This window comes from Streptomyces sp. NBC_01304 (assembly GCF_035975855.1).
Classification (GTDB): Bacteria; Actinomycetota; Actinomycetes; order Streptomycetales; family Streptomycetaceae; genus Streptomyces.
In genome coordinates, this window is the sequence record NZ_CP109055.1 from 3,994,690 (window position 1) to 4,015,789 (window position 21,100).

Annotated in this window: 22 protein-coding genes; 6 read left to right on the top strand and 16 right to left on the bottom strand. The window is 67.9% G+C overall.

Annotated elements, in window-relative coordinates; translation table 11 throughout:
• Positions 1-219: 219 nt before the first annotated feature.
• From OG430_RS17255 to OG430_RS17265, 3 genes are all read right to left on the bottom strand, one after another.
• Complete coding sequence (locus tag OG430_RS17255) at positions 220-534, bottom strand: STAS domain-containing protein (RefSeq protein ID WP_327359131.1); 315 nt, start codon at positions 532-534, stop codon at positions 220-222.
• Between the two features lie 181 nt (positions 535-715).
• A complete protein-coding gene (locus tag OG430_RS17260) occupies positions 716-1,564 on the bottom strand; it encodes a 3-hydroxyacyl-CoA dehydrogenase family protein (protein WP_327353401.1) in 849 nt (282 codons plus the stop codon).
• Between the two features lie 160 nt (positions 1,565-1,724).
• Complete coding sequence (locus tag OG430_RS17265) at positions 1,725-2,396, bottom strand: TetR/AcrR family transcriptional regulator (RefSeq protein ID WP_327353402.1); 672 nt, start codon at positions 2,394-2,396, stop codon at positions 1,725-1,727.
• A gap of 82 nt (positions 2,397-2,478) precedes the next feature.
• On the opposite strand from OG430_RS17265, the gene OG430_RS17270 reads away from it, so the two are divergent.
• The 3 genes from OG430_RS17270 to OG430_RS17280 are packed head-to-tail and all read left to right on the top strand — an operon-like array spanning position 2,479 to position 4,632.
• Positions 2,479-3,261, top strand: coding sequence for an ABC transporter ATP-binding protein (locus tag OG430_RS17270; RefSeq protein WP_327353403.1), 783 nt, complete (start codon positions 2,479-2,481; stop codon positions 3,259-3,261).
• 35 nt (positions 3,262-3,296) lie between these two features.
• On the top strand, positions 3,297-4,046 hold the full coding sequence (locus tag OG430_RS17275) for an ABC transporter permease (protein ID WP_327353404.1): 750 nt from the start codon (positions 3,297-3,299) through the stop codon (positions 4,044-4,046).
• 13 nt (positions 4,047-4,059) lie between these two features.
• Positions 4,060-4,632 carry a cob(I)yrinic acid a,c-diamide adenosyltransferase gene (locus tag OG430_RS17280; RefSeq protein WP_327353405.1) on the top strand — a complete coding sequence of 191 codons (573 nt, stop codon included), beginning with the start codon at positions 4,060-4,062 and terminating at the stop codon, positions 4,630-4,632.
• Here the strand turns inward: OG430_RS17280 and OG430_RS17285 are convergent.
• Complete coding sequence (locus OG430_RS17285; protein ID WP_327353406.1) at positions 4,629-5,207, bottom strand: hypothetical protein; 579 nt, start codon at positions 5,205-5,207, stop codon at positions 4,629-4,631. The two genes, OG430_RS17280 and OG430_RS17285, sit on opposite strands and share 4 nt — an antisense overlap.
• Positions 5,208-5,368: 161 nt before the next feature.
• Between OG430_RS17285 and OG430_RS17290 the strand changes: the two genes are divergently transcribed.
• The 3 genes from OG430_RS17290 to OG430_RS17300 all read left to right on the top strand — a co-directional run bounded on the left by OG430_RS17290 (position 5,369) and on the right by OG430_RS17300 (position 9,289).
• The gene (locus OG430_RS17290; RefSeq protein WP_327353407.1) at positions 5,369-6,622 is read left to right on the top strand and encodes a sensor histidine kinase; all 1,254 of its coding nucleotides are present in this window, start codon (positions 5,369-5,371) and stop codon (positions 6,620-6,622) included.
• Positions 6,619-7,263 carry a response regulator transcription factor gene (locus OG430_RS17295; RefSeq protein ID WP_327353408.1) on the top strand — a complete coding sequence of 215 codons (645 nt, stop codon included), beginning with the start codon at positions 6,619-6,621 and terminating at the stop codon, positions 7,261-7,263. Before OG430_RS17290 ends, OG430_RS17295 begins: the two co-directional genes overlap by 4 nt.
• Before the next feature lie 181 nt (positions 7,264-7,444).
• Complete coding sequence (locus OG430_RS17300; RefSeq protein ID WP_327353409.1) at positions 7,445-9,289, top strand: glycoside hydrolase family 18 chitinase; 1,845 nt, start codon at positions 7,445-7,447, stop codon at positions 9,287-9,289.
• Positions 9,290-9,536: 247 nt separating this feature from the next.
• On the opposite strand, the gene OG430_RS17305 is transcribed toward OG430_RS17300, so the two are convergent.
• From OG430_RS17305 to glyA, 12 genes are all read right to left on the bottom strand, one after another.
• Positions 9,537-9,983, bottom strand: coding sequence for a DUF2550 domain-containing protein (locus OG430_RS17305; RefSeq protein WP_327353410.1), 447 nt, complete (start codon positions 9,981-9,983; stop codon positions 9,537-9,539).
• Between the two features lie 148 nt (positions 9,984-10,131).
• Entirely contained in the window at positions 10,132-10,506 is a 375-nt protein-coding gene (locus tag OG430_RS17310; protein ID WP_327353411.1) for a F0F1 ATP synthase subunit epsilon, read from the bottom strand.
• A 129-nt stretch (positions 10,507-10,635) separates the two neighbouring features.
• Entirely contained in the window at positions 10,636-12,078 is a 1,443-nt protein-coding gene (gene atpD / locus OG430_RS17315) for a F0F1 ATP synthase subunit beta (protein ID WP_327353412.1), read from the bottom strand.
• Positions 12,078-12,995: a F0F1 ATP synthase subunit gamma gene (locus OG430_RS17320; RefSeq protein WP_327353413.1), complete on the bottom strand. Its 918-nt coding sequence runs from the start codon at positions 12,993-12,995 to the stop codon at positions 12,078-12,080. The genes atpD and OG430_RS17320 overlap by 1 nt, the downstream gene beginning before the upstream one ends.
• 20 nt (positions 12,996-13,015) lie before the next feature.
• Positions 13,016-14,614, bottom strand: a complete 1,599-nt coding sequence (gene atpA / locus OG430_RS17325; RefSeq protein WP_327353414.1) for a F0F1 ATP synthase subunit alpha — start codon at positions 14,612-14,614, stop codon at positions 13,016-13,018.
• A 126-nt stretch (positions 14,615-14,740) separates the two neighbouring features.
• Positions 14,741-15,562: a F0F1 ATP synthase subunit delta gene (locus tag OG430_RS17330; protein WP_327353415.1), complete on the bottom strand. Its 822-nt coding sequence runs from the start codon at positions 15,560-15,562 to the stop codon at positions 14,741-14,743.
• Positions 15,559-16,107 carry a F0F1 ATP synthase subunit B gene (locus OG430_RS17335; protein ID WP_327353416.1) on the bottom strand — a complete coding sequence of 183 codons (549 nt, stop codon included), beginning with the start codon at positions 16,105-16,107 and terminating at the stop codon, positions 15,559-15,561. The genes OG430_RS17330 and OG430_RS17335 overlap by 4 nt, the downstream gene beginning before the upstream one ends.
• Before the next feature lie 47 nt (positions 16,108-16,154).
• The gene (gene atpE, locus OG430_RS17340) at positions 16,155-16,388 is read right to left on the bottom strand and encodes an ATP synthase F0 subunit C (RefSeq protein ID WP_327353417.1); all 234 of its coding nucleotides are present in this window, start codon (positions 16,386-16,388) and stop codon (positions 16,155-16,157) included.
• Between the two features lie 70 nt (positions 16,389-16,458).
• Positions 16,459-17,229 (bottom strand): F0F1 ATP synthase subunit A, encoded by a 771-nt coding sequence (gene atpB, locus OG430_RS17345; RefSeq protein ID WP_327359132.1) that lies wholly within the window; start codon positions 17,227-17,229, stop codon positions 16,459-16,461.
• A gap of 273 nt (positions 17,230-17,502) precedes the next feature.
• Positions 17,503-17,940 carry a hypothetical protein gene (locus OG430_RS17350; protein WP_327353418.1) on the bottom strand — a complete coding sequence of 146 codons (438 nt, stop codon included), beginning with the start codon at positions 17,938-17,940 and terminating at the stop codon, positions 17,503-17,505.
• A gap of 263 nt (positions 17,941-18,203) precedes the next feature.
• Positions 18,204-19,553 carry an MraY family glycosyltransferase gene (locus OG430_RS17355; protein WP_327353419.1) on the bottom strand — a complete coding sequence of 450 codons (1,350 nt, stop codon included), beginning with the start codon at positions 19,551-19,553 and terminating at the stop codon, positions 18,204-18,206.
• Positions 19,554-19,724: 171 nt separating this feature from the next.
• The gene (glyA, locus tag OG430_RS17360) at positions 19,725-21,023 is read right to left on the bottom strand and encodes a serine hydroxymethyltransferase (protein WP_327353420.1); all 1,299 of its coding nucleotides are present in this window, start codon (positions 21,021-21,023) and stop codon (positions 19,725-19,727) included.
• Positions 21,024-21,100: the final 77 nt, after the last annotated feature.

Sequence of the window (21,100 nt, forward strand, 5' to 3'; positions counted from 1 at the left end):
GTGCGTAGGCTTCCCCGGCCTTCGCACACGCCACTGTCGCTTCTGGTCCGGTGCCCATCCGACGGGGCCGTCAGACGTGGGCGACCGAACCTTAGACCTTCAACGAGTATCGCGGAACAGGCGGGGTACCGGACCGCCCTAGACGTCACAGTCTCGTGAGGATTGTGCGCCGGGGCGGCCTTCCGGGGTCTTACAAGGGGTGCGCGGAGATTCCGGTCTTTACAAGGGGTGCGCGCCGATTCCGCCTTCGATCGCCAGAATGCGGTGCAGCCTGGTGGCGACGAGGAGGCGCTGCATCTGCGGCGGCACGTTGCGCAGCACGAGGCGGCGGCCGCAGCGGCCGGCCTGACGGTGGGCACCCATGATGACGCCGAGACCGGTCGCGTCGAGCGCGGCGAGGTCACCCAGATCGAGGACGAGGTCGCCGTGCCCTTCATCGAGGGCGGAATGCAGGACAGTTCGGGCGTCCGCCGCGCTTCGGACGTCGAGGCTGCCCCCGACGGTCAGCTCGGCGTGGTCGCCCCTGATGTGCATATGCGCTCCCCGAGAGTGCTCGGTCATGCCTCTGGTGTCACTGTCGTCTCAACTGAACCGTTCACTGAACTGACTGGCTAAGGCAGGCAGAAGTTGCCGTCCGTAAGCGAACCGATACCGAATTCACCCCTGCGGGGGAACGGTTGGGCCCCCGTGGGGCCCATTCACGGCTCAGTCGGGCTCAGTGCTTGTAGAACCCCTGCCCGCTCTTGCGGCCGATATCTCCGGCGTCGACCATGCGTCGCATGAGCTCCGGCGGGGCGAACTTCTCGTCCTGGGACTCGGTGTAGATGTTGCTGGTGGCGTGCAGCAGGATGTCGACGCCCGTGAGGTCGGCGGTGGCCAGCGGTCCCATGGCGTGGCCGAAGCCGAGCTTGCAGGCGATGTCGATGTCCTCGGCGGTGGCGACGCCCGACTCGTAGAGCTTGGCCGCCTCGACGACGAGCGCCGAGATCAGCCGGGTGGTGACGAAGCCGGCGACGTCGCGGTTGACGACGATGCAGGTCTTGCCGACGGACTCGGCGAACTCCCTTGTGGTGGCGAGGGTTTCGTCGCTGGTCTTGTAGCCGCGTACGAGCTCGCAGAGCTGCATCATCGGCACCGGCGAGAAGAAGTGCGCGCCGACGACCCGCTCGGGACGCTCGGTCACGGCCGCGATCTTGGTGATCGGGATGGCCGAGGTGTTGGAGGCGAGCACGGCGTCTTCGCGGACGATCTTGTCGAGCGCCCGGAAGATCTCGTGCTTGACCTCAAGCTTCTCGAAGACGGCCTCGACGACGATGTCGGCGTCGGCGACCGCGTCCAGGTCGGTGGTCGTGGTGATGCGCGCGAGCGCGGCCTCGGCGTCCCCGGCCGCGAGCTTGCCCTTGCTCACGAACTTCTCGTACGACGCCTTGATGCCGTCGGTGCCGCGGGTCAGGGCCTCGTCGGTGACATCGCGCAGGGTGACGTCCCAGCCCGCTTGCGCGGAGACCTGAGCGATGCCGGAGCCCATGAGTCCGGCTCCGATGACGGCGAGCTTCCTGGCCACTGTGCGATCCCCTTACACGCTTGCATGTACGCGCTTACACGCTGTTTACGAATGCTCTCCGGCGGACGATAGCGGCCGTGAGGCGCCCATGGGGGACATCGAGATGCGCGTCACGTCTCACCTGACGGACATCACACTCCGGGCCGCCACGCCAGGCCCATCAGCCCGTCCGCACCGCGTAGTTGAGGACCTTTTCGCTCAGTAGGTCCTCGATTTCTTCGAGCATCGCCAGCGCGTCGCGCGAGACCTCGACGGCCTTGCGCCCGGCCATCAGTTCACGGCCGATGTACGTGATCACGGTGCCCTGGACCCAGACCAGCTGCCCCCCGACCAGGACCGGCAGCGGGTCGTCCGCATCGGCGGCAACCTCCTCGCGCAGGGTGCGCACGGTGGTGTCGTGGATCTCCTGCTGGAGGTACCAGAGCCGGGCCTTGAGGGTGTGCGCGCCCTCGATGACCCGCATGAAGCGGTCGTAGCCGTCGATCAGGCCGAGCTTCGGCGAGACGGCCACGAGTTCGGAGCGCAGCTCGCGCAGCAGGGCCCGCGCCGCGGACTCCCCCACGTCCCGGCCGCGCACGATCCGCGCGAGCCCGCCGGACATGCCCTCCATGCGGTCGAAGAAGAGGTCCTCCTTGGCCGGGAAGTAGTTGTAGACGGTGTTCACGGAGACATCCGCCGCCTGTGCGATCTCCGCGATGGTCACCGCGTCGAAGCCGCGCTCCAGGAACAGACCGGTCGCGATGTCCGAGATCTGCTGTCTGGTCTGCCGCTTCTTGCGCTCCCTGAGCCCTTCGGGCTTCGCCGCCACCTGCTCCTCCGCCACCTCTGTCATGGACCCATCGTAGGCCCGTCACTGGCCTCACTGAAAACTTGGGGACATTGCAAAATTTAAGAGACTCTGTTTTTCTGGGGTCATGGCAATCATCAGTACCGCCGGCCTGGCCAAGACCTTCCGGACCAAGGCCGGCCCCGTCGAAGCCGTGCGCGGCATCGACCTGACCGTGGCCCCCGGCGAGATCCTCGGCTTCCTCGGCCCGAACGGCGCCGGCAAGACCACCACCCTGCGCATGCTGACCACGCTGCTCCCGCCCACCTCGGGCGCGGCCACCGTGGCCGGCTGCGATCTGGCCCGCGACCCCGACGGCGTACGGCAGAAGATCGGTTACATCGCCCAGTCCGGCGGCGTCGACCTGTCCGTCTCCGTCCGCGAGGAGCTCGTCACCCAGGGCCGCCTCTACCGGCTCACCAAGGCCGAGGCGGCCGCGCGCGCCGACGAGTTGGCCCGCGACCTCGGCCTGACCGACCTCCTGGACCGGACCTGCGCGGCCCTGTCCGGCGGTCAGCGCCGCCGTCTCGACATCGCGATGGGCCTCACCCACCGCCCCGAGGTCCTCTTCCTCGACGAGCCGACCACCGGACTCGACCCGGGCAGCCGCGCCGACCTGTGGGACCTGGTGCGGCAGCTGCGCGACGAGCACGGCACGACCGTCTTCCTGACCACGCACTACCTGGACGAGGCCGACGCGCTCGCCGACCGCCTGGTCGTCGTCGACAAGGGCCGGGTCGCCGCCGAGGGCACCCCGAGCGCGCTCAAGCTGCGGTACGGCGGCTCGCTCGACGCCTCGCTGCAGGACACCTTCCTCGCCATCACCGGGCGCAGCCTCGCGCCCAAGGACACGACGCCCGTCGCCGTCTAGCCCCCGGCCCCCATCGCCGCTTAGGACGCTTCCTCATGCTGTTGCACGACACCGCACTGATCTTCGGGCGCTACGCCCGCCAGACCCTGCGCTCCAAGTTCCAGATGCTCTTCGGCGTGCTGATGCCGCTGCTCTACCTGCTCTTCTTCGGTCCGCTCCTGACCGATCTGCCACTCGGCGCCCGGGGCGACTCCTGGCAGGTCCTGGTGCCCGGCCTGCTCCTCCAACTCGGCCTGTTCGGCGCCTCGTTCGCCGGTTTCGCGATCATCATCGAGAATCAGATGGGGGTCGTGGAGCGGATGCGCGTCACTCCGGTCAGCCGCCTCGCGCTGCTGCTCGGGCGGGTGCTCCGGGACTCGGTCCTGTTCACCTTCCAGGCCGTCCTGCTGGTCATCGCGGCCGTCGCGATGGGTCTGCGGGCGCCGCTCGCCGGGATCCTCATCGGCTTCCTGTTCGTGGGCGTACTGACGCTGTCCCTCGCCGCGCTGTCGTACGCGCTCGCCATGAAGGTCGGCAAGCCGCACGAGTTCGGGCCTGTCATCAACGCGGTGACCATGCCGTCGATGCTGCTCTCCGGCCTGATGCTGCCGATGGCGCTCGCCCCGGGCTGGCTGGACGTGCTCTCGCACTTCATGCCGTTCCGCTATCTCGTGGACGCGGTGCGGGCGGCGTACGTCGGTGACTACGCGAGTACGTCGATGCTGTACGGCACGCTGATGGCCGCGGCCTTCGCCCTCCTCGCCGTGACAGTGGGCACACGCGTCTTCAGGACGGCCGGGGCTTAACTACGCTGGCCGCATGGTCAATCTGACGCGCATCTACACCCGCACCGGCGACAAGGGCAGTACGGCACTCGGCGACATGAGCCGTACCGCCAAGACCGATCTGCGGATCTCCGCGTACGCCGACACCAATGAGGCCAACGCCGTCATCGGCACGGCCGTCGCGCTCGGCTCCCTCGCCGAGGAGGTCGTCCAGGTCCTCGTCCGCGTACAGAACGATCTCTTCGACGTGGGCGCGGACCTGTCCACGCCGGTGGTCGAGGACCCGAAGTACCCGCCGCTGCGCGTCGAGCAGTTCTACGTCGACAAGCTGGAGGCGGACTGCGACCGCTTCAACGACGAGTTGGAGAAGCTGCGTTCGTTCATCCTGCCCGGCGGCACGGCGGGCGCGGCGCTGCTGCACCAGGCCTGCACGGTGGTGCGGCGGGCCGAGCGGTCCACGTGGGCCGCGCTCGAAGTGCACGGCGAGACGATGAACCCGCTGACGGCGACGTATCTGAACCGCCTCTCCGACCTCCTGTTCATCCTGGCCCGTACGGCCAACAAGGAGGTCGGAGACGTGCTGTGGGTGCCGGGCGGCGAGCGCTAGATCTTCGTCAGGGGCCGCTCGTCCTGCTCCGGGGCGACGGCCCCCGCCGGGGCCTTCTTCGGGAACAGCGTGTAGCTGCCCGCGATGATCACGTTGATCGCGATCAGGAAGACCATCCGCTGCTGCCACTGCTCCAGGGAAGCAGTCTGTCCGTCCCCGCCGACGTACCAGATCGCGCCCTGCAGCAGCCCCATCGCGATCACCGCGGCGAGGATCCAGCGGGCCGCGAGCTTCCACTCGTGGATCGCCCGCGGCATGCCGTACTTCGGGGTGACCGGCTTCGGCCCGCCCGCGAAACGATGGGCGACGCGGACGTCGACCCACTTGATCGTGTAGTGGCCCAGCGCGATGGAGTAGCCGATGTACACGGCCGCCAGCCCGTGCTTCCAGTCCGGCTCGGCCCCATTTCGCAGATCGATCGCGGTGACCACGAACAGGACGACCTCGAGCAGCGGCTCGCACAGCAGCACGGCGACGCTCGCACGCGGCATCTTCGCCCAGTACCGCAGCGCCAGACCCGCCGCGAGCAGCACCCAGAAGCCGACCTCGCAGATGATGATGAGCGTGACGATCACGGGACTTCCCCTTTCGAACCCCTCGGAACACTTCCAGCGTCCCGCCCCCGACCGGCCGGATCGTCGTCGCCAGTGACGAAGTGCGACTGCATCCTTCGATGTACGCGGACCTCGGCCCGCGCGCGGAGGTCAGGGCCCCGTCCAGCGTGTTGGATGGAGGCATGACCTTCCCGCGCCCGCACCGCGACGACGCCCTCATCGCGGGCATCGGGCTGCTCGGCGGGCTGCTCCTGTGGGGGCTCGGCCTGCACACCCTGCAGGGCGGGGACCGTCCGATCGGCCCCGGCTGGGTGCTCGTGCCGCTCTTCGTGATGGCCGGTACCGAGCTGCTGCGCCGCACGAAGCCGCACATCGCGCTGCCCGTCGCCACGCTCGCGCTGGTCGCGGACCAGTTCACGCTGGGCAATCTGGTCACCATCCTGATGTTCACGGACGTCATCTACGCGGCTGTCGTGTACGGCACCCCGGCCGCGGCCAAGCGGATCCCGGTGACCAGCGGCCTGATCACGGTGGCCATGACCGTCGGCTTCCTGGCCTGGTTCCACAAGCCCCAGGCGCTGCTCGTCGGTGTCGTCACCGGCCTGGTCTCGTTCGCGCCCGCCGTCACCGGCGCTCTCGTTCGCACCCACCGCCAGGCCGCCGAGACGGCGACGCTGCGAGCCGAACAGACCGCGCTGCTCGCCGAGATGGACCGCACCCAGGCCATCACGGCCGAGCGCGCGCGGATGGCCCGCGAGCTGCACGACATGGTCGCCAACCACCTCTCGGCGATCGCCATCCACTCCACGGCGGCGCTCTCCCTGGACGATGCGAGGACCAGCCGGGACGCCCTCGGTGTCATCCGCGAGAACAGCGTGGAGGGCCTGGCCGAGATGCGCCGCCTGATCGGCCTGCTGCGGGATTCGAGCGGCGACCAGGAGCCCGCCGCCGCCCCGACCCTGGACGGTCTGGCCGCCCTGGTCGAGCAGGCCCGCACCAACGGCCTCGACGTCACCCTGGACGACGCCCGGCCCGCCGACGCCGACCGCCTCGCGGCGCCGGTCGAGCTGGCCGCGTACCGCATCGTGCAGGAGTCCCTGACGAACGCGCTCAAGCACGCCGGCCCCGGCGAGGTCACCGTCCGCCTCGCCCAGGACGCGGACGCCCTGACCGTCGAGGTGCGCAGTCCGGGCGGCGGCGAGCGCTCGGGCCCGCGCGCTCCCGGTTCGGGGGCCGGCCTGGTCGGGATGCGCGAGCGGGCGGCGCTGCTCGACGGGTCCTTCGAGGCGGGACTCATCGACAGAACTTCCGGGACTTCGGGCAAGGTCTGGCGCGTGCACGCCCAACTCCCCCTGGACACCGACCGATCCGAGCGATCCGAGCGATCCGGCAGGCCCGACCGACCCGACCGACCCGATCAAGGAGCCACCGAATGATCCGCGTCCTCGTCGCCGAGGACCAGTCCGCCGTGCGCGCCGGGCTCGTCCTGATCCTGCGCAGCGCCCCGGACATTGAGGTGGTCGGCGAGGCCGAGGACGGCGAGCAGGCCGTCGCGCTCGCACGGGAACTGCGCCCCGACCTGATCCTGATGGACATCCAGATGCCGCGCCTGGACGGGGTGGCCGCGACCAAGCAGGTCGTCGCGGAACAGCTCGCGGACGTCCTGGTCCTGACGACCTTCGACCTCGACGAGTACGTCTTCGGGGCGCTGCGCGCGGGAGCGTCCGGGTTCCTCCTGAAGAACACCGAGGCCAAGGATCTGCTCTCGGCCGTACGCACCGTCGCTAGCGGCGAGGGGCTCATCTCTCCCGCCGTCACCCGCCGGCTCATCGCCGAGTTCGCCGCGAAACCGGTGCGGGCGCGATCCGGAGCCGATCCAGCCATCCTCGACACACTGACCCGGCGCGAGCGGGAGGTCCTCTCCTGCCTCGGTCAGGGCCTGTCCAACGCCGAGGTCGCGGTCCGCCTCGACATGGCCGAGGCCACCGTGAAGACGCACGTCAGCAGGCTCCTCGGCAAGCTGGAGCTGCGCAGCCGGGTCCAAGCTGCCGTCCTCGCACAGGAGTTGGGGATCTAGTCCGGAGCGCGGGCGACGACGGGGACAGGAATCAGACACTGGTCTGGACCTATTGACGTAAGGTCCAGACCTTTCTACTCTCGCGGCACACTGCGGTGAGCACTCCATGTGTCCTGGTGCTCACGGGCGGCGCAGGGTTCCACCCCCATTACGTCCGAACCTTCATCGGAGGAGGCGCGCCATGCGCTTCAGGCCCACCCCCAGAACCAGGCACAGACTCACGGCAGGGCTCACCACCCTGCTCCTCCCCCTCGCCGCACTCGTCGGCCTCGCCTCCCCCGCCCCCGCGGCAGCGGCCGCGGAGGCAACCGCCACCTACGCCAAGACCCAGGACTGGGGCAGCGGCTTCGAGGGCAAGTGGACCGTCAAGAACACCGGAACCGCCTCGATCAGCGCGTGGACCGTCGAATGGGACTTCCCCTCCGGTACGTCGGTGACCTCGGCCTGGGACGCGGACGTCACCAACTCCGGCACCCACTGGACCGCCAAGAACAAGTCCTGGAACGGCACCCTCACCCCCGGCGCCTCCGTCTCCTTCGGCTTCAACGGCGCGGGCCCCGGCTCCCCCTCCAACTGCAAGCTGAACGGGGGCAGTTGTGACGGCGGGAGCGTCCCCGGCGACAACCCGCCCTCCGCGCCCGGCACCCCGACCGCGTCCGACATCACCAACACCTCGGTGAAGCTGAGCTGGACCGCGGCCACGGACGACAAGGGCATCAAGAACTACGACGTGCTGCGCGACGGCGCCAAGGTCGCGACCGTCACCGGGACGACGTACACGAACACCGGCCTGACCGCCGGCACCGACTACTCGTACACGGTCCAGGCCCGCGACACCGCCGACCAGACCGGCCCGGTGAGCGGCGCCCGCGCGGTGCGCACCACCGGCGGCGGCACCGACCCCGGCCCCGGCGGCAAGGTCAAGATGGGCTACTTCACCAACTGGGGCGTCTACGGCCGCAATTACCACGTGAAGAACATCGCGACCTCGGGCTCCGCTTCGAAGATCACGCACATCAACTACGCCTTCGGCAACGTCCAGGGCGGCAAGTGCACCATCGGTGACGCCTACGCCGACTACGACAAGGCCTACACCGCCGACCAGTCGGTGGACGGCGTGGCCGACACCTGGGACCAGCCGCTGCGCGGCAACTTCAACCAGCTGCGCAAGCTCAAGGCCAAGTACCCGAACATCAAGGTCATCTGGTCGTTCGGCGGCTGGACCTGGTCCGGCGGCTTCACCGAGGCGATGAAGAACCCGGCGGCCTTCGCCAAGTCCTGCTACGACCTGGTCGAGGACCCGCGCTGGGCCGACGTCTTCGACGGCATCGACCTGGACTGGGAGTACCCCAACGCCTGCGGTCTGTCTTGCGACACCAGCGGACCGGCGATCTTCAAGACGATGATGCAGGCCTTCCGCACCCAGTTCGGCTCCAACAACCTGGTCACAGCCGCGATCACGGCTGACGCCTCGTCCGGGGGCAAGATCGACGCGGCCGACTACGGTGGCGCGGCCCAGTACGCGAACTGGTTCAACGTCATGACGTACGACTTCTTCGGCGCCTGGGCCAAGACCGGCCCCACCGCCCCGCACTCCCCGCTGACCGCGTACGCGGGCATCCCGCAGGCCGGCTTCAACTCTGCGGAGGCCATCGCGAAGCTGAAGGCCAAGGGAGTCCCGTCGGCCAAGCTGCTGCTCGGCATCGGCTTCTACGGGCGGGGCTGGACCGGAGTGACCCAGAAGGAGCCGGGCGGCACGGCAACGGGTCCTGCCTCCGGCACCTATGAGGCGGGCATCGAGGACTACAAGGTCCTCAAGACCAAGTGCCCCGCGAACGGCACGATCGCCGGCACGGCATACGCCCACTGCGGCAGCGACTGGTGGTCGTACGACACCCCGGCGACGGTCGGCACGAAGATGACCTGGGCCAAGAACCAGGCTCTGGGCGGTGCGTTCTTCTGGGAGTTCAGCGGCGACACGACCAATGGCGAGCTGGTGAGCGCCATCAACAGCGGCCTGGGCTAACCCTTCGGGGCCCCAGCTGAACGAAGCCGGATCGACGGGTACGCCCCCTGTCGGTCCGGCTTCTTTTCTTCCCCGCCCCGCCCCTTCCCGTAAGGCTGGCGCCGGCTGAAAAGACTGTCCTCAAACGCCGGACGGGCTGATTCATCAAGCTCTGATGAATCAGCCCGTCCGGCGTTTGAGGACACCGCCCGAAGGGCGGAAAGCTCCGCAGGATTTCGGGAAGGGGCGGGGTGGGGAAGAAAAAGACCTAAGCCACATTCACACGTTGCCCGGGAGGCGCAGCCTCGAGCCAGGCAAGGAAACCCGTGAGCGCATCCTCGCTCATCGCAAGCTCAAGGCGCGTGCCTTTGTGCCGGCACCCCAGAATGATCGCGTCGGACAGGAGCGCAAGCTCCTCCTCGCCCTCGGGCGCACGCCGGTCCACGACCTCGATCGCCGCCCGCTCAAGCACCCGCCGCGGCCTCATCGCGTAGGAAAAAACACGGAACCATGCGATCCGGTCCCCGCTGTAGCGAGCGACGCCATAACTCCAGCCCTTGCCGGAGGTGTCCCCGGCCGCAGGGGCGTCCCAGCGCAGGCTGCAGTCGAACGTCCCGCCCGAGCGCTGGATCAAGCGCCGCCGCAGGCCGAAGACGAAGAGCCCCAGCAACACCAGCGCGACCACGATTCCGCACACAAACAAAGCGAGGATCATCTACGCCGACCTCCTCGCATCGTCCGCGTCCCGGAAGGCTTTCCGGAACTGGCAGGGCATCTGCATCGCCTCAGCCGCGACCCGGTCTGGAAAATTCCAGCCTGGCCGCGGCTGAGTCATATGTCCGATCTCTCGGCGCAAGCGCGGACTAACGCGCCGACACCGCACGCAGCCGTACGTCGGCGCGCCGCTCGGCTGCCGCATCGGCATCCGACTTGGCACGCTCGAGCGCCCGCTCCGCGCGCTGGACATCGATCTCGTCGGCAAGTTCCACGGTCTCGGCAAGAAGCGAAAGCTTGTTGTCCGCGAACGAGATGAAACCGCCGTGCACAGCGGCGACGATGGGATCGCCGTCACTTGTACGGATGGTCACCGGGCCCGACGCCAGCACACCGAGCAGCGGCTGGTGACCGGGCATGACGCCGATGTCGCCGGACGTGGTGCGCGCGACGACCATCGTGGCCTCGCCGGACCAGACACTGCGGTCCGCGGCGACCAGCTCGACATGCAGCTCAGCAGCCAAGGGTGGCTCCTCGGGTCACCACCCGGCGGTTCAGCCGGGTGTTGGGTCAAATTCTAGTGGGCGTTCCGCAGGGGGTGGGACGGGCCCACCCCCTGCGGCGAGTGCGGCGCTCGAAACGAGCGCCCCGACTCAGGAGACGCCGAGCTCCTTGGCCTTCGCCTTGAGGTCCTCGATGCCACCGCACATGAAGAACGCCTGCTCGGGGAAGTGGTCGTAGTCACCGTCGATGATCGCGTTGAAGGCTGCGATCGACTCGTCCAGCGGCACGTCCGAACCGTCCAGGCCGGTGAACTGCTTGGCGGCGTGGGTGTTCTGCGACAGGAAGCGCTCGACGCGACGGGCGCGCTGGACGACCAGCTTGTCCTCTTCGCTGAGCTCGTCGATACCGAGGATCGCGATGATGTCCTGGAGGTCCTTGTACTTCTGGAGGATCCCCTTGACGCGCATCGCGGCGTCGTAGTGGTCCTGCGCGATGTAGCGCGGGTCCAGGATGCGGGACGTGGAGTCCAGCGGGTCCACGGCCGGGTAGATGCCCTTCTCGGAGATCGGACGGGAGAGAACCGTCGTCGCGTCGAGGTGGGCGAAGGTGGTGGCCGGGGCCGGGTCGGTCAGGTCGTCAGCAGGGACGTAGATCGCCTGCATGGACGTGATCGAGTGACCACGGGTCGAGGTGATGCGCTCCTGGAGCACACCCATCTCGTCCGCCAGGGTCGGCTGGTAACCCACCGCGGAGGGCATGCGCCCGAGCAGCGTGGAGACCTCGGAGCCGGCCTGGGTGAAGCGGAAGATGTTGTCGATGAAGAGCAGAACGTCCTGCTTCTGCACGTCACGGAAGTACTCCGCCATGGTGAGCGCGGAGAGCGCGACGCGAAGACGCGTGCCCGGCGGCTCGTCCATCTGACCGAAGACGAGAGCGGTCTTGTCCAGAACCCCGGACTCTTCCATCTCGTCGATGAGGTCGTTGCCCTCACGGGTGCGCTCGCCGACGCCGGCGAACACGGAAACACCATCGTGCAGCTTGGCCACACGCATGATCATTTCCTGGATGAGGACGGTCTTGCCGACGCCCGCTCCACCGAACAGACCGATCTTTCCACCCTTGACGTACGGGGTGAGAAGGTCGACGACCTTCAGGCCTGTCTCGAACATCTCGGTCTTCGACTCGAGCTGGTCGAAGGCAGGGGCCTTGCGGTGGATGGACCACCGCTCGGACTCCTTGCCGTTCTCCTCCGGGAAGTTCAGCACCTCACCGAGGGTGTTGAACACCTTGCCCTTGGTGAAGTCACCGACCGGCACGGTGATGCCCGAGCCGGTGTCGGTCACCGCAGCCTGGCGGACCAGGCCGTCGGTGGGCTGCATGGAGATCGCGCGGACCACGCCGTCACCCAGGTGCTGGGCGACCTCGAGGGTCAGCGTCTTCTTCTCGCCCTCGTTCGCCGGGTCGGCGACCTCGACGTGCAGCGCGTTGTACATGTCCGGCATGGCGTCGACGGGGAACTCCACGTCGACGACCGGGCCGATGACACGGGCGACACGGCCCGTTGCCGTCGCCGTCTCAACAGTGGTGGTCATTACTTGTCACTCCCCGCGGTCGCGTCGGACAGGGCGGCAGCGCCACCGACGATCTCGCTGATTTCCTGGGTGATTTCGGCCTGGCGGGCCGCGTTGGCAAGTCGGGTGAGCGATGTGATCAGGTCACCCGCGTTGTCGGTGGCCGACTTCATCGCGCGGCGCGTGGCGGCGTGCTTGGAAGCAGCCGACTGGAGCAGCGCGTTGTAGATACGGCTTTCGACGTAGCGCGGCAGCAAGGCGTCGAGGACGCCCTCCGCCGACGGCTCGAAGTCGTACAGCGGACGGATCTCGTCCTTGGTGCCCGCCTCCTCCGCAACCTGGTCGAGGCTGAGCGGGAGCAGCCGCGAGGCGACCGCTTCCTGCGTCATCATCGAGACGAACTCGGTGTAGACGAGGTGGAGTTCATCCACGCCGCCGTCCGCCGTGTCCTTCTCGATGGTCTCGATCAGGGGCGCCGCGATCGCCTTGGCGTCCGCGTACGAAGGCTCGTCCGTGAAGCCGGTCCACTGCCCCACGACCGTGCGCTCACGGAAGTTGTAGTGCGAGATGCCGCGGCGGCCGACGATGTACGTGTCGACCTCCTTGCCCTCGCCCTGCAGCTTCGCGGTGAGCTTCTCCGCGGCCTTGATGGCGTTGGAGTTGAACGCACCGGCCAGTCCGCGGTCGCTCGACAGGAGCAGGACCGCAGCCCGGGTCGGGCTTTCGGCCTCGGTGGTCAGCGGGTGCTTGTCGTTCGCACCCGTGGCCACCGCGGTGACCGCGCGGGTGAGCTCGGTCGCGTACGGCGTGGAGGATGCCACCTTGCGCTGCGCCTTGACGACACGCGAGGCGGCGATCATCTCCATCGCCTTGGTGATCTTCTTCGTCGCGGTGACGGACCGGATGCGACGCTTGTAGACCCGGAGCTGCGCTCCCATGAGTCAGGTCCCTTCCGTCGTCACTTGGAGACGTCGACGGCTGCCGGAGCGTCCTCGCCGATCAGCTTGCCGTCCGAGGTCTCGAACTGCTTCTTGAACTCGGCGATGGCGTCCGAAACGGCCGTGAGGGTGTCGTCCGACAGCTTGCCGCCCTCCTTGATGGAGGTCATCAGGCCCTGCTCCTTGCGGTGCAGGTAGTCGAGCAGCTCGCGCTCGAAGCGGCGGATGTCCACGACCGGTACGTCGTCCAGTCGGCCGGTGGTGCCGGCCCACACGGAGACGACCTGGTCCTCGGTGGCCATCGGCTGGTACTGAGCCTGCTTGAGCAGCTCGACCATGCGCTGACCACGCTCGAGGGAGGCCTTCGACGCGGCGTCCAGGTCGGAACCGAAGGCGGCGAACGCCTCGAGCTCACGGAACTGGGCGAGGTCCACGCGGAGACGACCGGAAACCTGCTTCATCGCCTTGTGCTGCGCGGAACCACCGACTCGGGAGACGGAGATACCGACGTTCAGCGCGGGGCGCTGACCGGCGTTGAAGAGGTCCGACTCCAGGAAGCACTGGCCGTCGGTGATGGAGATGACGTTGGTCGGGATGAACGCCGACACGTCGTTCGCCTTGGTCTCGACGATCGGCAGACCCGTCATCGAGCCCTTGCCCATGGCGTCGGAGAGCTTGGCGCAGCGCTCGAGGAGACGCGAGTGCAGGTAGAAGACGTCACCCGGGTAGGCCTCACGGCCCGGCGGACGACGGAGCAGCAGGGACACGGCGCGGTAGGCGTCGGCCTGCTTGGAGAGGTCGTCGAAGATGATGAGGACGTGCTTGCCCTCGTACATCCACTGCTGACCGATGGCCGAACCGGTGTAGGGGGCCAGGTACTTGAAGCCCGCCGGGTCGGACGCCGGGGCGGCGACGATGGTCGTGTACTCCAGGGCGCCGGCCTCTTCGAGCGCACCACGCACGGAGGCGATGGTGGAGCCCTTCTGACCGATGGCGACGTAGATGCAGCGCACCTGCTTGTTCACGTCGCCGGTGCGCCAGTTGTCGCGCTGGTTGATGATCGTGTCGACGGCCAGGGCGGTCTTGCCGGTCTGGCGGTCACCAATGATCAGCTGACGCTGGCCACGGCCGATCGGGGTCATCGCGTCGACGGCCTTGTAGCCGGTCTCCATCGGCTCGTGCACCGACTTGCGGTCCATGACCGTGGGGGCCTGCAGCTCGAGGGCGCGACGTCCGCTGGTCTCGATCTCGCCGAGGCCGTCGATCGGGGCGCCGAGCGGGTCGACGACGCGGCCGAGGTAGCCCTCGCCGACCGCGACGGAGAGGACCTCTCCGGTGCGCTGCACCGGCTGCCCCTCCTCGATACCGCTGAACTCACCGAGGACGATGGCACCGATCTCGCGCTCTTCGAGGTTCAGCGCAAGACCGAGGGTCCCGTCCTCGAACTTCAGCAGCTCGTTCGCCATGGCCGAGGGCAGACCCTCGACCTTCGCGACGCCGTCACCGGCGGCGCTGACCGTGCCGACCTCCTCGCGCGAGGCCGCGTCCGGCTTGTACGCCTGGACAAAGTTCTCCAGCGCGTCCCGGATCTCCTCCGGCCGGATCGTGAGCTCCGCCATCTGGGTTCCCTGCTCTCCTTGTTGGGCCCGAAGTTTCTAAGGGGGTCTGGGGTCGACCCCCAGGAATCCTCTGCACGGCCCAACTAGGGCCGCTAGCAATGCTTGTTGAGTTGGTTGACCTTGCGGTCAGCCGGCCATCTTGCGGCTTGCGTCATCGACGCGGTCCGCGATGGAGCCGTTGATGACCTCGTCGCCGACCTGCACCCGGATCCCGCCGAGGACCGCGGGGTCCACGTCGAGGTTGAGGTGCATCTGCCGGCCGTACAGCTTGGCCAGCGAACCGGCCAGGCGCTGCTTCTGTCCGTCGGACAGCGGCACGGCCGAGGTGACTACCGCGACCATCCGTTCCCGACGGTCCGCGGCGAGCTTGGACAGGGACTCGAGTCCCGCTTCCAGGCTACGTCCACGGGGGTGGGTCACCAGGCGCGTCACCAGACGCTCCGTCGCCGACTCGGCACGGCCACCGAGCAGGCTGCGCAGCAGCTCGCTCTTGGCCGCCGAGGTGGCGGTGCGGTCGGTCAGTGCGGCACGCAGCTCGGTGTTCGAGGAGACGATCCGGCCGAACCGGAAGAGCTCGTCCTCCACGTTGTCGAGCTTGCCCGCCTGCTGCGCCGCGGTGAGGTCGGCAAGGTTCGCCAGCTCCTCGAGCGCGTCCACCAGGTCACGGGGCTGCGACCAGCGGGACCGGACGAGTCCGGCCACCAGGTCGGCGCTCTCACCGCTGACCTGGCCGCCCAGAAGGCGGCCCGCCAGCTCGGCCTTGGCCTCACCGGACTGGGCCGGGTCGGACAGGACGCGGCGCAGCGAGACCTCGCGGCCGAGCAGTGCGGTGACACCGGCCAGCTCGTCCGCCAGCTTCACCGCGTCGACGGCCGTGTTATCCGTCAGCGCGTCGAGACGCTCACGTGCGGCAGCAAGCGCCTCACGGCTCGCTCCGTGCGCTGTCATCGAGCCGCCTCGGCCTTCTCCTCGATCTCGTCGAGGAAGCGGTCGATCGTGCGGCTCTGCCGGGCGTGGTCCTCGAGGGACTCGCCGACGAGCTTGCCGGCCAGGTCGGTGGCGAGCTTGCCCACGTCCTGACGCAGCGACTGCGAGGCAGCCTTCTTGTCGGCCTCGATCTGCGAGTGGCCGGCAGCGAGGATCTCGTCCCGCTGACGCTGGCCCTCGGCACGCATCTCGGCGATGAGCTGAGCACCCTGCTCCTGCGCCTCCTGGCGCAGACGCGCGGCCTCGTGCCGAGCCTCGGCGAGCTGAGCCTTGTACTGCTCGAGAACGCTCTGAGCCTCGGTCTGCGCGGCCTCGGCCTTCTCGATTCCGCCTTCGATCGCCTCGCGGCGCTCTTCCAGGACCTTGTTGATGGTCGGGAGGAGCTTCTTCCAGAAGAAGAAGAAAACGATGGCGAAGGCGATGGTGCCGACGAGCAGCTCAGGGCCGGGCGGGATCAGCGGGTTCTGCTTCTCCTCGGCCGCCAGCTGCACCAAGTTGGCGATCACATCAGTGCCTTTCGTCGAAGAGTATCCAGTGAGTGGAAAACTCTTGATTAGTAGACGAACGGCATGACGATGCCGATGAGGGCGAGGGCCTCACAGAAGGCGAAGCCGAGGATCTGGTTGGAACGGATCAGGCCGGCAGCTTCGGGCTGACGGGCCAGGGCCTCGGTGCCCTTACCGAACACGATGCCGACGCCGACGCCGGGGCCAATGGCGGCCAGGCCGTAGCCGATCGCACCGATGTTGCCGGTGACACCTTCGGTCGCAGCGAGGATCTGGGACATGCCAGTTCTTCTTTCTCTTACACGGACCGGTGGGGGTTGGCCACCGGACGATCTGGGTGGGGAAGTGAACTCAGTGGTGCTCGGCGACGGCACCCTGGATGTACGTGCAGGCGAGGAGCACGAAGACGTACGCCTGGACGGCCTGCACGAAAAGCTCGAAGAGGATCATGACCACGGTCATGACGAAGGAGACGCCCGCCGCCGGGATCATCCAGCTGTTCAGCAGGTACCAGGAGGCGACGGTGAACATCACCAGCATCAGGTGACCGGCGAACATGTTGGCGAAGAGTCGCACCGCGTGGGTGAACGGCCGCACCAGCAGGTTCGAGAAGAGCTCGATGAACGACACGAGCCACTTGATCGGGCCGAGCGAGTTGTCGTAGCCGGTGACGTTCTTCCAGCCGCCCACGAAGCCATGACGCTTGAAGGTCAGCGGCACCCAGATCAGGTACACGATGGCCGCGAGCACGACCGGGTAGGCGAAGACCGACGCCACCGGGAACTGGGTCAGCGGAATCACCGACCAGATGTTCATGATCCAGACGAAGAAGAACAGCGAGACCATGAAGGGGACGAACTTCTCGCCCTCCTTCTTGCCAAGCGTCTCGTAGACGATGCCGCGGCGTACGAAGTCGTAGCCGGCCTCGCCCATCAGCTGGAGCTTGCCCGGGACCACCTTGGCCTTGCCGAAAGCGGCGTAGAAGAAGGTGATGACGACCAACGTGGTGAGCAGCGCGAGCAGCATCACCTTGTTGAACTCGAACCCGCCGACGGTGAACATCGGCTTGAAGAGGAACGAGTGCAGACCCGGAGCCGGGAAGCCACAGCCGTTGTCGGACATGATCCGACAGCTCCAGTCAAAGGCGAGCTCAGTTTGGTCAGCACTCACCGCGGGCTCCTTCGGCGTGACGCATAGGTACGGCAACCTCGTTGTCTCGGCGCGGCGCGCAGCCGCGGGTCGGCACCGGACTGGTGTTTCGGATGTGGGGGCGGCAATCAGGCAGTGAGCCTCGCGATGGAACAGGCGTCAGCTCAGATGCCCGCGCCCGCAGTGCCGCAGTTGGCACCGGACGATAGCAGGACTTCCAACGGCTCTTTATCCCGGCCCTACCGTTCACGGCGACGACCCCGACTTCTCGTCCTTCCGGGCGTCCGAAGAGCCCGGATCGACATAGAAAATCTTGGCCTTCTTGTGAGCGACCGCCATCGAAACGACCCAGGTGATGGTCGCGACGACGAGGCCGGCGGCGAAGGTCCTCGGATTGAAGAGCGTGGTGTTCTTGAAGATGGCGACGAAGATGAACAGCACGAGCAATTGCGTCGTGTAGAGCATCAACCCCATGGCCTGGAACAGCTGCGGCCACTTCTTGGCCGTGTACTGCAGGCCGAGAATCCCGCCCCCCATGAAGACGATGACCACCAACGTGCCGACGACAGCACCGATCGCTCCCTCGCCACCGGCGACCACGGCACTGACGGCGGCGCTGATGGCACCGACGGCGGCTGTGGGGACGGCGATTGGGAGGAGAATCCGGGCGTCGAGAGACGGCATGGCGGCAGCTCCGCTTGTTGCTAACGGGGACGAGTTGTCGTCATGGACGAGCGTAAGCCCGGGTAGAAGAGCGATCTCCTGCCAACAGACCGTCGCACTACGGTCTTTCGGCCCTACCCCGGGATCTCGTGAACCGTATCACAAACTATTTGATGAGGTCTTTACCTGCTCGGTGTGCTGGCCGTCACACATGAGAGTTAACGCGCGCGTCTGTGCATCGAGGCCAGCAACTTGTGTGCTATTGGGGCGATTTCAGCCCCACCTCAGCGACGACTGCCCGCGCGGCGGCGGTCCGTGAAGCGTGAACGGGCGCCGATCGCGGTCGCTCCGTTGACGGTGCCGACTCCCGCCGCGACAGGCGTACGCGGCTCGTCACCGGCCTCCTGTGCCGACTCTTGCGAGGCGGCCGCGGTCTCCGCCCGGGCCGCCTCGGCCGCGGCCGCCCGCCGACGCCGGTAGCGCGGCGGCACGAACGCCTCCGCCCAGCGCGGAGTCCGCGGCGTGAACCGGGGAAGCAGCAACAGCACGAGCCCGACCGCGCTCAGCGCGACCACCACGAGCACGATCCACATCGAAGCGGAATGCACCGAATAGGCAAGCGTGCCAAAGGCGATGACGCCTGACCAGAAGTACATAATCAGCACCGCCCGGCTGTGGGAATGCCCAATTTCCAGCAGTCGGTGGTGAAGATGGCCACGGTCGGCGGCGAATGGGGATTGTCCGCGCCAGGTTCGCCGGACCACCGCGAGAACCAAGTCCGCGGTCGGCACCGCAATGATGGTGAGCGGGAGCAGCAGCGGAATGTAGACCGGCACCGTCTGGTGCACCGCGGCCTTCTCCGAACCGACGTACAGATTCATCGCGTCCGGGTCGACCTGACCGGTAATGGAGATGGCTCCGGCGGCGAGCACCAGGCCAATCAGCATCGAGCCCGAGTCGCCCATGAAGATGCGCGCGGGATGCATGTTGTGCGGCAGGAAGCCGAGGCACATGCCCATCAGGATCGCCGAGAAGAGGGTGGCAGGGGCGGCGGCCTCGATGCCGTACGAGTACCAGATGCGGTACGCGTACAGGAAGAACGCCGCGGCCGCGATGCACACCATGCCCGCGGCGAGGCCGTCCAGGCCGTCCACGAAGTTGACCGCGTTGATCGTGATCAGCACCAGCGCGACGGTGAGCAGCGTGCCCTGCCACTGGGTCAGCGCGACCGAGCCGAAGCCGGGGATGGGCAGCCACAGGATCGTCAGACCCTGCATGACCATGACGCCCGCGGCGATCATCTGGCCGCCCAGCTTGATCAGGGCGTCGATCTCGAACTTGTCGTCCAGGACGCCGATGAGCCAGATCAGGGCGGCGCCGGAGAGCAGCGCCCGTGGCTCGTTGGAGTTCTCGAAGACCTCGTTGAGGTTGTCCAGGTGGTCGGCCACCAGCAGACCCGCGCACAGGCCGAAGAACATGGCGATGCCGCCGAGCCGCGGAGTCGGTTCACGGTGCACGTCTCGCGCACGGATCTCCGGCATCGCCCCGGCCACGATCGCGAACTTCCGCACCGGCCCGGTCAGCAGATAGGTGACCGCAGCCGTGACGCAGAGCGTCAGCAGGTATTCACGCACGGGCTACCCCACAGGTATCGCTGGCCATCTCAGCCCCACACCCTAGCTTTGCGCGCATATGGTTGGGGACTTTCGGGTAGCGACGATGGTTGCACGTCGGCCCGATCCGTTCCGCCCACCCCCGCTCCGACTACCCCCGTACGGGCCGGATACGTCGGGATCTTTCGGGATCTACCGGTCCGGATACGGCGGAAACCGCCGTGCGAGGTCGCGCACTTCCTCGCGCACCCGCACCGCCCGCTCCCCGCCATCCTCCCGCAACGCGGCTGAGAACAGCCCCGCGATACGCGCCATCTCCGCCTCCCGCATCCCCTGTGTGGTCAGCGCCGCCGTGCCCAGGCGCAGGCCCCGCGCGTCCCCGACGCCGACATATACGGCTCCGCCGTATGGCAGCGCGCAGGTGTCGAGGACGATGCCCGCGCCGGCCAGCAGGCCCCTGGCCGTACGGGCGTCGGCGTCCAGCGGGGCCGGGTCGGCGGCGATCAGGTGGGTGTCGGTGCCGCCGGTGGTGAGGTGGAAGCCCTCACCCGCGAGGCAGTCGGCGAGCACCTTCGCATTGGCCACCACCTGATGGGCGTACGCCGTGTATCCCGGTGTTGCCGCCTCGCCGAACGCGACCGCCTTCGCGGCGATCGTGTGCATCTGGGCGCCGCCCTGGGTGAAGGGGAAGACGGCCCGGTCGATCCGTTCGGCGAGGTCCTCGCCGCACAGGATCAGGCCTCCCCTGGGCCCCCGCAGCACCTTGTGTGTCGTTGCGCACACCACGTCCGCGTACGGCACCGGGTTGGGCGCCGCTCCCCCGGCGACCAGGCCGATCGGGTGCGCGGCGTCGGCGATCAGATAGGCGCCCACGTCGTCGGCGATCGCGCGGAAGGCCGCGTAGTCGATGTGGCGCGGGTAGGAGATCGAGCCGCAGACGATCGCCTTGGGTTTGTGCGTACGCGCCAGCGCACGCACCTGCTCGTGGTCGATGAGCCCCGAGTCGGCGTCGACGCCGTACCCGACGAAGTCGAACCAACGCCCGGAGAAGTTCGCCGGGGAGCCGTGGGTGAGGTGGCCGCCGTGCGGGAGGCCCATCGCGAGGACGGTGTCGCCGGGGCGGAGCAGGGCGGCGTACGCGGCAAGCACGGCCGACGACCCGGAGTGCGGCTGTACGTTGGCGTGCTCGGCGCCGAAGAGGGCCTTGGCCCGGTCGACGGCGATGCGCTCGGCGACGTCCACGAGCTCGCAGCCGCCGTGGTGGCGGGCGCCGGGATAGCCCTCGGCGTACTTGTTGGCGAGGGCCGATCCGAGGGCCGCGAGGACGGCGGGCGAGGTGAAGTTCTCGGCGGCGATCAGCTGCAGGCTGTCGGACTGGCGGTTCAGCTCGCCGCTGAGGATCTCGGCCAGCTCGGGGTCCTGTCTGCGCAGGGCTTCGAAGTCCGCGAGGGCCGCTGCGGCGGCGGCGCTTGGTTCGGTGCTGACCGGCATCTTCTTAATGTAGGCCGGGGGTGGGTGGCGCGCCTTTTGTTCTCCCCACCCCGCCCCTTCCCGTAAGGCTGCCGCCG